Here is a 14,605-nt window from a genome sequence, read left to right on the forward strand (position 1 = left end):
GCAACCGCAAGGCACGGGGGCTAGCACCGCGTCCATGCACGCGATTTTCGACGAGGGCGCCCCGCCCCCCTGCCCCACGCCGTTCAACCTGGCGGCCTACGTCCTGTCCCCGGCATCCACCACGCCGGAAAAGGTGGCGCTTGCCGTCGTCGGGCCGCATGGCGCGGAGCGGTGGAGCTATGGCCGGCTGGAGGCTGCGGTGCGCGGGCTGGCGGGCGGCTTTTCCGCGATGGGGCTGGCGCCCGGGGCGCGGGTTCTCCTGCGGCTGGGCAACGGGGTGGAGTTTCCCATCGGCTATCTCGGCGCGATCGCCGCGGGGCTGGTGCCGGTGCCGACCTCGGCCCTGCTGACCGCGCCCGAGATCACCAAGCTTGCCCGTGAGATCGAGCCCGCGGCGATCCTTGCCGGCCCGAATGTCCCGCTGCCCGAAGACTGCCCCGCGCCTGTGCTCGACATCGACGCGCAGCGCGCCCGTTACGAAGGCGCACCAGCCGATTACGCGATGGGCGACCCACACCGGCCCGCCTATATCGTCTACACCTCGGGCACCTCGGGCAACCCGCGCGGGGTGATCCACGCCCATCGCGCGGTCTGGGCGCGGCGGATGATGTGGGAGGGTTGGTATGCTCTGCAGGAGGATGATCGCCTGCTGCATGCTGGCGCGTTCAACTGGACCTACACGCTGGGCACCGGGCTGCTCGATCCCTGGTCGGCCGGCGCGACCGCGCTGATCCCGGCCCCTGGGGTCCGGCCCGGGCAGCTTCCGCTGCTGCTAAAGCGGTTCGATGCCACGATCTTCGCCGCCGCGCCGGGCGTCTACCGCCAGATGCTGCGCGAGCACCCGCATCTGGTTCTGCCGAAGCTGCGCCACGGGCTGTCGGCGGGCGAAAAGATGCCCGAGGCGACCCGCGCAGCCTGGACCGAGACCACGGGCACCGCGGTCTACGAGGCGCTGGGCATGTCCGAATGCTCGACCTTCATTTCCGGCAGTCCCGCGCACCCCGCGCCGCCGCCCGCCTCGGGCTATCCGCAAACCGGCCGCCGCGTCGCGGTGCTTGGACCAGACCTTGCGCCGGTCGGCCGCGGCGAGGCAGGGCAACTAGCGGTGTCCAACCGCGATCCAGGCCTGATGCTCGGCTACCTCAAGGCCGAGGCCGAGACCGCCGAGCGCTTCCACGGCGAATGGTTCCTGACCGGCGACGTGGTCGACATGGCCGATGACGGGGCGATCACCTATCTCGGGCGATCCGACGACATGCTGAACGCCGGCGGGGTCAGGGTCTCGCCGCTGGAGGTCGAACGCGCGCTGCACGACCACCCCGCCATCCACGAGGTCGCGGCGACGGAAATCGCGGTAAAAGCCGACACCACCGTCATCGCCGCGTTCTATACCGGCGAGGCGGTTGCCGAAGACGACTTGCGGGCCTTCGCCGCCGAACGTCTGGCACGTTACAAGCAGCCGCGCCTTTACGTGCACATGGACCAGTTGCCCAAGAACCCGAACGGCAAGCTCAACCGCCGCCGTATCCGGGCGAACTACGAGGCCGCATATGGTGCCGCTTGACATCCTCGCCGACCCGATCTGTCCGTGGTGCCTTATCGGCAAGCGGCTGCTGAAAAATGCTCTGGCCAAACGCCCCGACCACCCTTTCGTAATCGCCTGGCACCCGTTCCAACTGAATCCCGACATGCCCGCGGGCGGCATGGACCGGCGCGCCTATCTCGAAGCCAAGTTCGGCGGTCGGGAAGCGGCCGCGAAGACCTATGCCGAGATCGACGAAAAGGCGCGGGCGGCGGGGCTGGACCTGAACCTTGCCGCGATAAGGCGCACGCCGAACACGCTGGACGCGCACCGGCTCATCCATTGGGCCGGCGTTGAGCATCGGCAGTCGGCCTTGGTCGATGCGCTGTTTGCGGCCTATTTCTTCGAGGGCCATGATATCGGTGACGTGGGCGTGCTGACAGACATCGCTGCGGCTGCGGGCATGGATCCGGACATGGTCGCGCGCCTGCTCGCCTCGGAGGCGGACGTGGAGGAGGTTCGCAGCCGCGACGCCCATGCCCGCGCACGCGGCGTTACCGGCGTGCCCACCTTCGTCGTGGCCGAGCGCCACGTGCTGGTCGGCGCCCAGCCCACCGCGCTGTGGGAGAAGGTGATCGCGGAACTGGCGGGCGATCCGGGGGCCGGACCGCTGCAATAGCCTCTGGACGCGGATCGCCGCCCGGCCCGGGCAGCGCGGGAAAAACCGCTGGCGCCTGCGCCGGTTCTCGCGCAAGAGGGGGCGATGTCTGAACTGCCGATCGACCAGCGCCCGATGACCGAGGCGCGCCGCCTGTCCCGCCCGGAATTCGTGGCGATGATGGCGCTTCTGTTCGCAACCGTCGCGTTCTCGATCGACGCGATGCTGCCCGCCCTGCCTCAGATCGGCCGCGAACTCACGCCCGAGAGCCTGAACCACGCCCAATACGTCATCACCGTCTTCGTCGCGGGTATGGGCCTGGGAACGCTGTTTGCCGGGCCGTTGTCAGACTCCTTCGGGCGCAAGCGCGTGATATTGGGTGGTGCGGCGCTCTATCTCGCGGGGGCGGTCCTGGCGGGCCTCGGCCAGTCGCTGGAACTGATGCTGCTTGGCCGAGCGGTGCAGGGTCTGGGTGCCGCGGCGCCCCGCGTGGTGGCGCTGGCGGTTGTGCGCGATCTCTATGCGGGCCGGGACATGGCGCGGATCGTCTCTTTCGTGATGACGATCTTCACGCTGCTGCCGGCCATCGCGCCGCTGATCGGTGCCGGCATCATCGCGCTGGCGGGCTGGCGCGCGATCTTCGGCGCCTTCCTCGTCTTCTCTCTGCTGTCCATAGGCTGGTACGCGCTGCGCCAGCCCGAGACCTTGCCCGTTGCCGGCCGCCGCCCACTGCGGGCTGCACCGCTCATCGAGGCCGCTCGCGAGGTGTTTGCCGACCCGGTGGCGCGTATCGCGGTGCTGGTGCAGACGCTGGTTTTCTCGGTGCTGTTCATGACCCTTACATCAATCCAACAGGTCTTTGACATACATTTCGAACGCGGCGACGGCTTCCCCCTATGGTTCGGGCTGATCGCGGTGATCGCAGGCAGCGCGAGCTTCACCAACGCGATGCTCGTCGGCAAGCTGGGGATGCGGTTCCTGATCCGCACGACGCTCATCGCGCAGATGGGCATTTCCGGCGTCATGGCGGTGATGTTCTGGGCCGGGCTGTGGCCGGACTGGGCGGCATTCCCGGCCTTCGTGCTCTGGGCCATCACGCTGTTCGGCATGCTGGGGCTGACGATCGGCAACCTGAACGCGCTGGCGATGGAACCGCTCGGCCATATCGCCGGGATGGCCGCCTCGATCATGGGGGCGCTTGCCACAGTCTTTTCCGCGATCCTCGCCGCGCCCGTCGGCCAGGCCTTCGATGGCACGCCGCGCCCGCTCGCGCTAGGCGTGTTTCTCGCCGTGACGGCGGCAGTGGCGCTCATGACCCGCTTGCCCGAGCGCTAATGCGCCGGTCAGAACGCCTCAGGCCGCGATAGGCCCCATCGCAGGCAGCACCGGGCTGTCGAACTCAAGAAGCCGCATGAGGAAGCCCGCCTGCGCGTATAGCACCTCCATCCGGTGCGATACCGCCTCGGGCGAGCCGGGGTGCTCGGCCAGAAGCCGGAGATTGGCGGCAAGCGCGGGCGCGAGCGGTTGGCCATCGCTCTGGCGCACCGCAATGTCGGTCTGCCAGTCGGCGGTGCGAAGCAGGTGCACTTGCGGGCCAAGTATGAGTTCGAGATGGCGCGGCGCGGCATCCGGCGCGTGAAACCCGGAAACATGCGGCGCGAGCGCGCCGAAGGCCAGGCAGCCCGGAGCGGCAACCAGTTGCTCCAAGCGCGCGAGTTCGCTTCGGCCCTCGGTTCCGAGCGCCGCGCCCGACAGTTGTACGGGCCGTCCATCGTATCCCATGACGATCATGGCATCGGCCTTGTGCCCCGTGATCGACCGGCGGCCATAGGCCACGAACCGTTTTACGATGCCCACGCATTCACCGGGCTGCGCCTCGGAAGCCGGGGCGAAGAGATCGGCCATGAGAGCGCCGGCGCGCTCGCTGACCAGACCGCGCGTCCAGGCAAAAGGGACCGGCGCGATTTCCGCGATGTTTTTCATGATTGCTGTCCTGCTCGACGTTTCTTTTTGTCTTGTGTCTCGACGGTAGAATCGCCTTTGCGCCCCCGGCAAGCCTGCGATTCAAGGCCCGAACACATATGCGCAGATGTGTTGCGGCGCGGTCCTGTCCGTCCCGGTGCCCCCAAATTCCGGCCCCGGACGGGGCACCCACCATAGTTTGTGTGCGTTGGCGATTGACGAATCGTATTCTGCGGCGACCCGGGAGGTACGCCCGCCAGTGGCCGCGCGCCTAGCTGTCTCCAGCCTGCGCGCGCTGCGCCCGCCGTTTGAATCTCGGCGTATTCGGCAGCGACACCGTCGCGCCGGAGCCTGGCGAATCGCGGACGCGGCCTGCGCCCTTTACGCCACCGCCTTGACCTTCTCAGCCAGATCGCGCGCTATGGCGAAGGCACCCTTTATCCGGTCGCTGTCCTTCGCCCAGTCGCGGCGGATGACGATCTTGTTGTCCTTGACCTTGGCCAGGCCGCGCTGGCCATGCACGAACTCGACCAACCCGGCAGGGTTGGCGAACTTGTCATTGTGGAACTGGATCGTCGCGCCCTTGGGGCCCCCGTCCAGCCGGGCGATGCCCGCGCGCTTGCACATCGCCTTGATGCGGACTACCAGCAGAAGCGTGTTGACCTCGCGCGGCAGCTTGCCGAACCGGTCTATAAGCTCGGCGGCGAAACCTTCGAGTTCCACCTTGGTGGTCAGGCCCGAAAGCCGCCGGTAAAGCCCCAGCCGCACGTCGAGATCGGGCACGTAATCGTCGGGGATCAGGACGGGAACGCCGAGGTTGATCTGCGGCGACCAATCCTCGTCGGTCTCGGCCAGCCCCTCCACCGCACCCGAGCGGATCTTGGCAATCGCCTCTTCCAGCATCGACTGGTAAAGTTCGAAGCCCACCTCGCGGACATGGCCCGACTGCTCTTCGCCGATGAGATTCCCGGCGCCGCGAATGTCTAGGTCCTGGCTGGCCAGCGTGAACCCCGCGCCGAGCGTGTCGAGCGAGCCCAGCACACGCAGCCGCTTCTGCGCCTGCGGCGTCAGCGGCGCGCGCGGCTTGGTCGTCATATAGGCATAGGCGCGCGTCTTCGACCGCCCCACCCGGCCGCGGATCTGGTAAAGCTGCGCCAGCCCGAACATGTCGGCGCGGTGGACGATCATCGTGTTCGCGGTCGGGATGTCGAGCCCCGATTCCACGATGGTCGTGGCCAGCAGCACGTCGTATTTCCCGTCGTAGAAGGCGTTCATCCGGTCGTCGAGCTCGCCCGCCGCCATCTGGCCATGCGCGACGACGAAGGAGACCTCCGGGACCTGGTCGCGCAGGAACGCCTCCATCTCGGGAAGGTCCTTGACTCGCGGAACCACGAAGAAGCTCTGGCCGCCGCGGAAATGCTCGCGCAGCAGCGCCTCGCGTACGGTCACCGCGTCGAACTCGCTGACATAGGTGCGGATCGAGAGGCGGTCGACGGGGGGCGTGCCGATGATCGAGAGATCGCGCACGCCTGTCAGGCTCATCTGCAGCGTGCGCGGAATGGGCGTCGCGGTCAGCGTCAGCACATGCACGTCACTGCGCATGGCCTTTAGCCGCTCCTTGTGGGCGACGCCGAAATGCTGCTCCTCGTCGATGATCAGCAGGCCCAGATTGCGGAAACGGATGCCCTTGGCCAGCAGTGCATGGGTGCCGACCACGATGTCCACCGTGCCCTCGGCCAGCCCGGCTCTGGTGGCCGCCGCCTCTTTCTGGCCGACGAAACGCGAAAGCTGGCGCACCTCCAGCGGGAAGCCGCGGAACCGTCCGGAGAAGCTTTTCGCGTGCTGGCGGGCGAGCAGCGTGGTCGGCGCGATCACCGCCACCTGCACGCCCGACATCGCGGCAACGAAGGCCGCGCGCATCGCCACCTCCGTCTTGCCAAACCCAACGTCACCGCAGATCAACCTGTCCATCGGTGTGCCGGAGGCCATGTCGGTCAGCACGTCCTCGATGGCGGCGAGTTGGTCGTCGGTCTCCTGATACGGGAAGCGCGCGGAAAACGCCTCCCACATGTGGTGGTTGGGTTCCAGCATCGGGGCGTTGCGCAGGTGGCGTTCGGCAGCCACCCGGATCAGCCGGTCGGCGATCTCGCGGATGCGTGCCTTCAGCTTGGCCTTCTTGGCCTGCCAGGCCCCGCCGCCCAGCTTATCGAGTAGCCCTTCCTCGTGACCGTAGCGGCTGAGCAGTTCGATATTCTCCACCGGCAGGAACAGCCGATCGCCGCCCGCGTATTCCAGCGCCAGGCATTCATGCGGTGCGCCGGCGGCAGTGATGGTTTCGAGCCCGTTGTAGCGTCCGACGCCGTGCTCGACATGGACGACCAGATCGCCGGGCGAGAGCGACTGCGTCTCGGTCAGGAAGTTCTCGGCCTTGCGGCGCTTCTTCGGGGCGCGGATCAGCCGGTCGCCGAGCACGTCCTGTTCCGAGATCACCGTCAGTTTCGGCCCCTCGAAACCGTGCTCCAGCGCCCACACGGTCAGGTAAAGGCCCCGCCCCTCAGCCACGTCGCGGATATCGGCGGCGAGTTGGGCATCGCTGACGCCCTCGTCCTCCAGAAGCCCCCTGAGCCGTTCGCGCGCACCCTCGGAATAGGAGGCGACGACCACCGGCCCCTCCTCTCGGCGCGCCTGAACATGGTCTTTCAAGGCGCTGAAAAGGCTGACCTGTTCCAGCTTGCGCTCGGGCGCGAAGTTGCGCCCGATGCGCCCGCCCGCGTCGATCACGCCCGGGCCCGTGCCCTGCGCCAGCGGCGAAAGCTGCACCACGCGGTGTCCGGCGATCGCAGCGGTCCAGGCGTCATCGTCCATATACATCAGAGCCGGCGGACATGGCTTGTAGACGCTGTCGATGCGCCCCTTCTGGGTCATCGCCTCGCGCCGGGCCTGGTACTGGTCGTCGATCGTCTCCCACCGCGAGAGCCGCGCGGGCGGCACCTGGTCATCGAGATAGACACTCGCGTCCGGCAGGTAATCGAACAGCGTCTCCAGACGGTCGTGGAAGAACGGCAGCCAGTGTTCGGCGCCCGCATGCTTGCGCCCGGCGCTGACGGCCTCGTAGAGCGGGTCGTCGGTGCCGGCGGCGCCGAACTCGATGCGGTAGTTCTGCCGGAACCGGGTGATCGCCGCGTCATCCAGGATCACCTCGGAGACCGGCGCCAGTTCCACTGTTTGCAGCGGTTCCGTGGTGCGCTGTGTCGCAGGGTCGAAGCGGCGCGCCCCGTCGAGGACGTCGCCGAAGAGATCGAGCCGCACCGGCCCCGACTCGCCCGGCGGGTAGATGTCGATGATCCCGCCCCGCACGGCGTAGTCGCCCGGCTCCAGCACCGTCGGCGCTTGGGTGAAGCCCATACGCACGAGAAACGCCTTAAGCGCCTCTTCGTCCACCTGCGCCCCCACCCGCGCGGTGAAGGACGCCGCGCGCAGGACCTCGCGCGCAGGCACGCGCTGGGTAACTGCGTTCAGGGTGGTCAGAAGGATGAACGGCGCCGGCATCCCGGCGACCAGCCCGGCAAGTGTGGCCATCCGCGCCGCCTCGACATCCGGGTTGGGCGAGACCCGGTCATAGGGCAGGCAATCCCAGGCGGGAAAATCCAGCACCACCGCATCGGGCGCAAAGAAGGCCAGCGCGGCGCGCATCGCAGACAGCCGCTTGTCGTCGCGCGCAACATGCATGACGGACTGCCCGGTGCGGTCCATCTCGCGCACCAGAAGGCGCGCGTCATAGCCCTCGGGGGCGCCGCCGGCGGTAATGTGGAGGAGATCGGCCATGGGCGCCGGAAATAAGGACGCGGGGGGCGGTGTCAACCGCCGAGCGCACCGATCGACATGTTCTGCCACATCCCCCACATCGCGGTAACGAAGATCGAGACGATCCCCAAGAGTTGCACGCCGAGCCGGTGCCAGGTCAACAGCCGGTAAAGCGCCTCGGCCCGGTGGCCGCCGCGCTCGTAGATCCGTGCCGTGCGGATCGACCATAGACCGACCAACGTCATCGGCGCGAACAACAGAAACACCGCCTGGCTGAACTCGTTTCCGTAATGGAACCCTATGATCGCCAACGTGCTGAGCAAGAAGCCCGCGAAACCGGTGATCCACAGCCCCGAGACGCGCGCGATGTACAGGTAGCGGCGCGCATTGATCCGCAGCAGGTCGGCCACGTCCTCGGCCGCCTCGCCGCCCGTACGGCGGGCGCGCCGGATCATGTCGTAGGGCACGCCCAGCACCCAGTGGCTGGAGGTGGACCACAGCACCGCAAGCGCGATCCAGTACCAGAGGTTCGAGAACGACCGCATGTCGATCAACTCGAAGACTTGCTGGTTCCAGTCCAAGGGCGCCGCTGCTCCATCCGGGGCCTCTGGGGCGGGGCGCCGCTGGGACGATTCCCGCTCTTGAGGTGTGCTCCGATCCGTGTAACGCAGTCGCAGGAAATGTTGAAGGAGCCGTTGCCATGCGCCCCACTCTCGCCCCATTCCCGATGACTCGCCTGCGCCGCACCCGCCGCACGCCGGCGCTGCGGGCGCTGACCTGCGAGACGGCGCTGGGCGTGGGCGACCTGATCTGGCCGATCTTCATCCGCGAGGGTGAAGACGTGGAAGAGTCGGTGCCCTCAATGCCGGGCGTGGCGCGCCGCTCGCTCGACCGGGTCGTCGAGGCGGCTCAGGAGGCGGCCGATCTGGGCATTCCGGCCATCTGCCTGTTTCCCTATACCGACCCTGCGCTGAAGACGGAAAAGTGCGAGGAGGCGTGGAACCCGGAAAACCTGTCCAACCGGGCGATCCGGGCGATCAAGCAGGCGGTGCCCGAGATCGCGGTGATGACCGACATCGCGCTCGATCCCTACAACGCCAATGGCCATGACGGGATCGTGCGCGACGGGATCATCGTGAACGACGAGACCGTCGAGGCGCTGGTGAAGATGGCGCTCGCCCAGGCCGAGGCCGGAGCGGATATCCTCGGCCCTTCGGACATGATGGACGGCCGCATCGGCGCGATCCGCAAGGCGCTGGAGGAGACCGGCCATTCGGACGTCACGATCATGTCCTACACCGCGAAGTACGCCAGCGCATTCTACGGGCCGTTCCGCGACGCTGTCGGGGCTTCGGGCGCGCTGAAGGGCGACAAGAAAACCTACCAGATGGACCCGGCCAATTCCGACGAGGCGATCCGGCTGGTCGAACGCGACCTAATGGAGGGCGCGGATATGGTCATGGTGAAACCGGGCATGCCCTATCTGGACATCTGCCGGCGGGTGAAGGACGCGTTCGGCATTCCGACCTATGCCTACCAAGTGTCGGGCGAGTACGCGATGCTGATGGCCGCGGCTCAGAACGGCTGGCTCGACCGCGAGAAGGTGATGATGGAAAGCCTGATGAGTTTCAAACGCGCGGGCTGCGACGGGATTCTCACCTATTTCGCGCCCGAGGCGGCGAAACGGCTGCGCGCGGGCTGACGCCGGTCGCTGGGCGCGCGCGTGTCTTCGCCGCATCTCGCGCCATGGGCCGGCCCGCCGGGCGCGCCGATCAGCGTGCCATGGCGACCTGCAAGGAATTGCCTAGACGGGCGCTCTTGGTGGTGACAGGGCGCGCGCGGACCTCTATAGTTTGTGGCAAGGGTCGAAAAGGCCACAACAAGAGGCACGGAGCAATGCAAGACGGCAAGAACACGAGCCTGTTCTCCCGCAGGGTTTTCCTGGGCGCCATGGGCGCAACAACGGCACTGGCGGCCTGCGGCAACGGCGTGGGCAGCCAGGGCGGCGCCGAGATCGACAGCCGGGTGGACTCGACGCGGAACTATCTCTTCAGCCGATATCCCGGCACGCGGGAACTGGCGGACAAGGCGCAGGGCATTCTCTGGATGCCGCTGATCACCAAGGCGGGCCTCTGGGTTGGTGGCGCCTATGGCCGCGGTGCCCTGCGAGTGAACAATGTCACGGTCGATTACTACTCCGCGACCTCGGCGAGCATCGGGTTCCAGGTTGGCGCGCAGCAATATGCGCATGCGCTGTTCTTCATGACGCCGGAGGCATTGCAGACCTTCCGCGCCGGGGCCGGATGGTCGGCGGGTGCCGATCTCGAATACGCCTTCATGGATGACGCGGGCGCGGTTTCGGCCGACACGATGACCTCGCTCGACCCGGTGATCGCAGTGATCTTCGGCCAGCAGGGGCTGATTGCCGGCGCCTCGCTGCAAGGGACCAAGTACACACGCATCATCCCCTAAGCCGCGCTGCCCGTGGCCTGGACCTCGGCCTCGCCGCCCTAGTCTGTCGCTGGGGCGAGCGAAACCGTTCGAAACGGATAGGAAGGGGTGATCAGGCTACGACGGGCGTCCGTCACACGACACATTCTGCTGGCAGCGGCGTTGCTGTTGGCTTGGCCCTTTTTGCGCTACTCGGTCGAATTCGGCGTTGGTGGACTGGCGGGCAACTTGGCCGAGCCGACCTATCTGTTCCGCGACGGCGCCTGGGCATCGAAAGGCGCGATTTTCCTGCACATGCTGGCCGGCGCGGCCATCACGATCCTGGCGCCGCTGTAACTGCTCGGTGCGCTCCGCCGCAGCTTGCCCGGCGCTCACAGGGCCGGCGGACATCTCCTTGCCGTGGGCGCTCTGATCGCGGGCGTCACGGGAACCGCCTACATCGTGCTGCGCGGCACGATCGGCGGGCCGGTCATGGACGCGGGATTTGCCGGCTATGGCGTCCTGCTCATGGTGGCGGCGGTTCAGACCCTGCGCAGCGGGCGCGCCGGAAACCTGGAACACCACCGCGACTGGGCGCTGCGGCTGTTCTGGCTCGCGCTCGGTTCTTGGCTGTACCGGGTGCATTACGGCGTCTGGTATGCCCTGACTGACGGGCTTTGGAGCAATGACGCCTTCACCGGCGCGGGCGACCCGCCAGGCGCTTATGATCTGTCCTAGGATCGGCCCAGGTGCCGCGGCGCCTCGTCAGCCCATCGCGCGCAGTCGCTTGATCAGGCTCGAGGTGTCCCAGCGGCCGCCGCCCATATTCTGCACGTCCTTGTAGAACTGATCGACCAACGCGGTAACCGGCAGGCTCGCGCCGTTCTCCTCGGCGGTAGCCAGGCAGATCGCAAGGTCCTTGCGCATCCAGTCGACGGCGAAGCCATGGTCGAACTGGTCGTCCAGCATCGTGCCGTGGCGGTTGACCATCTGCCAGCTTCCAGCCGCGCCGCCACCGATGACCTCTACCACCGCGCGCCCGTCAAGCCCAGCCTTCTGCGCGAGATGCAGCCCCTCCGCCAGCCCCTGCAGAAGCCCCGCGATGCAGATCTGGTTGACCATCTTGGTCAGTTGCCCTGCCCCGGTGCCGCCCATCCGCTTGGCGAGCTTTGCATAGGCGGCCATGACAGGCTCGGCCCGGTCGAACGCCTCCTGGGGGCCGCCGCACATTATGACAAGCTGGCCGTTCTCGGCCCCCGCCTGCCCCCCCGAAACCGGCGCGTCGACGAAGGCTACGCCCGACTCGGCTGCGGTTGCCGCCATCTCCTCGGTCACCTTTGACGAAACGGTCGTGTGATCGACGAAGACCGCCCCCTCGCCCATACCTGCCAAGGCGCCCCCCGGCCCCGTGCACACTGCGCGCAGATCGTCGTCATTGCCAACACATGCCATCACGAACTCCGCACCGGCGGCCGCGTCGGCCGGCGTGGGCGCGGCTCGCCCGCCATGTTGGGCCACCCAGGCCTCCGCCTTGGACCCCGTACGGTTATAGACGGTGACATCGCACCCCTTCGCGGCGAGATGCCCCGCCATCGGGTAACCCATCACCCCCAGTCCCAGGAACGCGACTTTCGCCATCGGCCTCTCCCCCCTCGTTGCATGCGCCGGCGTTTGCCCCTAACTAACGGCCCCATCCGGGGCGTCAACAACAGGGCGGACATGGCCGGGCTCTTCCGATGGCTTCTGCGGCTCTTCATGGCCGTCGTCATCCTGGCCGTGCTGGCCGGGGCGACCGTCTATTATCTCGCGTCGCGGTCCCTGCCCGACTACGATGCGACCCATCGCGTCGCGGGGTTGTCGCAGCCGGTGGAGATCGTGCGCGACAACGCCAACGTGCCGCATGTCTTTGGGGCGAGCGATGCCGACGTGTTCTTCGGGCTCGGCTTCGCCCATGCTCAGGACCGGCTGTGGCAGATGACGGTTCTAAGGCGCACCGCGCAGGGCCGGCTGTCAGAACTTTTCGGCGCCCGCACGCTGGAAATCGACAAGCTGATCCGCCGGCTCGACCTCTACGGGCTCGCGGAACGCTCGGTCGCGGTGCAGGATGCCTACACCACCGGCGCGCTGGAAGCGTATGCCCGTGGCGTCAATGCCTGGATCGGCACCGTCAATGCCGAGGCACGCGGCCGGGGCGCGCCGGAATTCTTCCTGTTCACGCCGGAAGTCCCCTACTGGCAACCGGCCGATTCGCTGGCCATCGCCAAGCTTATGGGGCTGACGGTCTCGACCCATCTCGATGCCGAGGTCTTGCGCGCGCGCGTCTCTCTGCTGCTCGATGAGGACCGCGTGCGCGACCTTCTGCCCGACGCCCCGGGCAGCGGGATCGCGGCGTTGCCCGACTACAGCGAGCTTGCACCGGGCGTCTCCCCTTCGACAACGCCACGCCACAAGGCCGCCGCCGGCCCGCTCTCGCCCTTTCCCGAGGGGCGGCCCTTCGCCTCCGCCTCGAATGCCTTTGCCGCCGCGCCTCGCCGCTCGGCGGCCGGCGGCACGCTTCTGGCCAACGACCCGCACCTGGGCTTTTCGGCCCCCTCGATCTGGTATCTCGCCCGGCTCGAGCTTTCCACGGGCGGCGTGATCGGGGGTACGGTGCCGGGGATGCCGGTGGTCCTTGCAGGCCGTTCGGCGCGGCTCGGCTGGGGCCTGACCACGGCCTATCTCGACGACCAGGACGTATTTCTCGAAGCCCTGAACCCCCAAAACCCGAATGAATACCGCACGCCCGAAGGCTACGCGCCTTTCGAGATGCAGCGCACGATCATCCGCGTGGCAGATGCACAGCCGGTGACAATCGAGATGCGCTGGACCGAGAACGGACCGGTGCTGCCCGCCACCCATCACGACCTCGCCTCTATCACACCCGCGGGGCACGTAGCCGCGCTCGGCTGGACGCTGCTGGATGCGGCCGACACCTCGATGAGTGCGGGGCTCAAGCTGATGCGGGCGGCCAGCGTGAACGAGGCGATCGAGGCCGGCCGGCTCCACGTCGCCCCGGCACAGAACCTGATGGTGGTGGACGAGGAGACGATCGCACTGCAGACCATTGGCGCCATGCCCGGGCGGCGTGCGGGCCACCAGAGCCAAGGCCGCCTGCCCGTGGCGGGCTGGAGACCGGAAAACCGCTGGCAAGGCCGATTGAACTATGCCGCGAACCCCCGCTTCGTCGCGCCGGCGAGCGGCATCCTGGGCAACACAAACAACAAGCTCGTCGACCGGCCGTTTCCGCTGCATGTCAGCTTCGACTGGGGCGACAGCCAGCGCATCCAGCGCTGGAAGCGCCTGATGGAAACCCGGGAGGTGCATACCCGCGAGAGCTTCATCGAAGCGCAGCTCGACACCGTGTCGTTCACCGCGCGCGCGCTCTTGCCGCTGATCGGCCGCGATTTGTGGTTCACCGGCGAACCCGCGCCGCTGGGCAGCCCCGAGCGGCGGCGCCAGACGGCGCTCGAACTACTGGCCGAATGGAACGGCGAGATGAACGAGCACCTGCCCGAACCGCTGATCTATGCCGCCTGGCTGCGGCGGTTGCAGGACCGGCTGATCCGCGACGAACTGGGCCCCCTCGCGAACGAGTTCACCCATGTCGAACCGCTTTTCATCGAGCGGGTCTTCCGCGACATCGACGGCGCGGGCGCATGGTGCGACATCCGCCAGTCGAGCGCGGTCGAGACCTGCACCGAGATCGCCCGTCGGTCGCTGGACGAGGCGCTGCTGTGGCTTGCCGAGACCTATGGCGGCTCGCTGGAGTCCCTGCGCTGGGGCGCGGCGCACCAAGCCCGGCACGACCACCCGGTGCTCGGCGACTCGGCGCTGAAGTGGTTCGTGAACATCCGCCAGCCGACCTCGGGGGGCGACAACACGCTCAACCGCGGCCTGACCCGCGGCACCGAGCCCCACCCCTTCGCCAATATCCACGGGGCAGGGTATCGCGGCGTCTACGACTTCGCCGACCCCGACAGTTCGGTCTTCGTCATCTCCACCGGCCAGTCAGGCCACCCGCTGAGCCGCCATTACGACGACCTGGGCGAATTGTGGCGACGCGGCGAGTACATTCCCATGAGCCTCGACCCGGACCTCGCCCGCGCCGCGGCGGTAGGCGTTACACGCCTGCTGCCGGAAGGCGACTGACGCGCCGCGGACCGGTTCGATGCCGGAAGCGATGCGAGCCC

At 67.7% G+C, this 14,605-nt stretch carries 12 protein-coding genes; 8 read left to right on the forward strand and 4 right to left on the reverse strand.

The features are described 5' to 3' along the window. The first annotated feature begins 34 nt into the window (after positions 1–34). From BUR28_RS04010 to BUR28_RS04020, 3 genes are all read left to right on the forward strand, one after another. Positions 35–1,564, forward strand: coding sequence for a class I adenylate-forming enzyme family protein (locus BUR28_RS04010; RefSeq protein ID WP_074218952.1), 1,530 nt, complete (start codon positions 35–37; stop codon positions 1,562–1,564). Further along, entirely contained in the window at positions 1,551–2,201 is a 651-nt protein-coding gene (locus tag BUR28_RS04015; protein ID WP_074218953.1) for a DsbA family oxidoreductase, read from the forward strand. Before BUR28_RS04010 ends, BUR28_RS04015 begins: the two co-directional genes overlap by 14 nt. 84 nt (positions 2,202–2,285) lie before the next feature. Next, positions 2,286–3,515, forward strand: coding sequence for a multidrug effflux MFS transporter (locus BUR28_RS04020; protein WP_254813681.1), 1,230 nt, complete (start codon positions 2,286–2,288; stop codon positions 3,513–3,515). A gap of 18 nt (positions 3,516–3,533) precedes the next feature. Here BUR28_RS04020 and BUR28_RS04025 read toward each other — a convergent pair whose 3' ends face one another. From BUR28_RS04025 to BUR28_RS04035, 3 genes are all read right to left on the reverse strand, one after another. Continuing rightward, entirely contained in the window at positions 3,534–4,163 is a 630-nt protein-coding gene (locus BUR28_RS04025) for a hypothetical protein (RefSeq protein ID WP_074218954.1), read from the reverse strand. A 360-nt stretch (positions 4,164–4,523) separates the two neighbouring features. Next, positions 4,524–7,967, reverse strand: coding sequence for a transcription-repair coupling factor (mfd, locus tag BUR28_RS04030; RefSeq protein WP_074218955.1), 3,444 nt, complete (start codon positions 7,965–7,967; stop codon positions 4,524–4,526). Positions 7,968–7,999: 32 nt separating this feature from the next. Next, positions 8,000–8,527 carry a component of SufBCD complex gene (locus BUR28_RS04035; RefSeq protein WP_074218956.1) on the reverse strand — a complete coding sequence of 176 codons (528 nt, stop codon included), beginning with the start codon at positions 8,525–8,527 and terminating at the stop codon, positions 8,000–8,002. Between the two features lie 119 nt (positions 8,528–8,646). On the opposite strand from BUR28_RS04035, the gene hemB reads away from it, so the two are divergent. The 4 genes from hemB to BUR28_RS04050 all read left to right on the forward strand — a co-directional run bounded on the left by hemB (position 8,647) and on the right by BUR28_RS04050 (position 11,114). Then, a complete protein-coding gene (gene hemB / locus BUR28_RS04040) occupies positions 8,647–9,648 on the forward strand; it encodes a porphobilinogen synthase (protein WP_074218957.1) in 1,002 nt (333 codons plus the stop codon). 194 nt (positions 9,649–9,842) lie between these two features. Continuing rightward, positions 9,843–10,418, forward strand: coding sequence for a lipid-binding SYLF domain-containing protein (locus BUR28_RS04045; RefSeq protein ID WP_074218958.1), 576 nt, complete (start codon positions 9,843–9,845; stop codon positions 10,416–10,418). An 87-nt stretch (positions 10,419–10,505) separates the two neighbouring features. Continuing rightward, positions 10,506–10,733, forward strand: a complete 228-nt coding sequence (locus BUR28_RS19245; protein ID WP_139307479.1) for a hypothetical protein — start codon at positions 10,506–10,508, stop codon at positions 10,731–10,733. A gap of 63 nt (positions 10,734–10,796) precedes the next feature. Then, complete coding sequence (locus BUR28_RS04050) at positions 10,797–11,114, forward strand: hypothetical protein (RefSeq protein ID WP_254813682.1); 318 nt, start codon at positions 10,797–10,799, stop codon at positions 11,112–11,114. A gap of 27 nt (positions 11,115–11,141) precedes the next feature. On the opposite strand, the gene BUR28_RS04055 is transcribed toward BUR28_RS04050, so the two are convergent. Beyond that, the gene (locus BUR28_RS04055; RefSeq protein ID WP_074218960.1) at positions 11,142–12,014 is read right to left on the reverse strand and encodes an NAD(P)-dependent oxidoreductase; all 873 of its coding nucleotides are present in this window, start codon (positions 12,012–12,014) and stop codon (positions 11,142–11,144) included. 81 nt (positions 12,015–12,095) lie between these two features. On the opposite strand from BUR28_RS04055, the gene BUR28_RS04060 reads away from it, so the two are divergent. Further along, on the forward strand, positions 12,096–14,564 hold the full coding sequence (locus tag BUR28_RS04060; RefSeq protein WP_074218961.1) for a penicillin acylase family protein: 2,469 nt from the start codon (positions 12,096–12,098) through the stop codon (positions 14,562–14,564). The last annotated feature ends 41 nt before the right edge of the window (positions 14,565–14,605 follow it).

It is taken from the genome of Rhodovulum sp. ES.010, assembly GCF_900142935.1.
Lineage (GTDB): Bacteria > Pseudomonadota > Alphaproteobacteria > Rhodobacterales > Rhodobacteraceae > Rhodovulum.

Bases quoted from the DNA above. Each gene is read 5' to 3' on its own strand.
- BUR28_RS04010 (WP_074218952.1), top strand. From the start codon at position 35: ATGCACGCGATTTTCGACGAGGGCGCCCCGCCCCCCTGCCCCACGCCG.
- BUR28_RS04015 (WP_074218953.1), top strand. From the start codon at position 1,551: ATGGTGCCGCTTGACATCCTCGCCGACCCGATCTGTCCGTGGTGCCTT.
- BUR28_RS04020 (WP_254813681.1), top strand. From the start codon at position 2,286: ATGTCTGAACTGCCGATCGACCAGCGCCCGATGACCGAGGCGCGCCGC.
- BUR28_RS04025 (WP_074218954.1), bottom strand. From the start codon at position 4,163: ATGAAAAACATCGCGGAAATCGCGCCGGTCCCTTTTGCCTGGACGCGC.
- mfd (WP_074218955.1), bottom strand. From the start codon at position 7,967: ATGGCCGATCTCCTCCACATTACCGCCGGCGGCGCCCCCGAGGGCTAT.
- hemB (WP_074218957.1), top strand. From the start codon at position 8,647: ATGCGCCCCACTCTCGCCCCATTCCCGATGACTCGCCTGCGCCGCACC.
- BUR28_RS04045 (WP_074218958.1), top strand. From the start codon at position 9,843: ATGCAAGACGGCAAGAACACGAGCCTGTTCTCCCGCAGGGTTTTCCTG.
- BUR28_RS04055 (WP_074218960.1), bottom strand. From the start codon at position 12,014: ATGGCGAAAGTCGCGTTCCTGGGACTGGGGGTGATGGGTTACCCGATG.
- BUR28_RS04060 (WP_074218961.1), top strand. From the start codon at position 12,096: ATGGCCGGGCTCTTCCGATGGCTTCTGCGGCTCTTCATGGCCGTCGTC.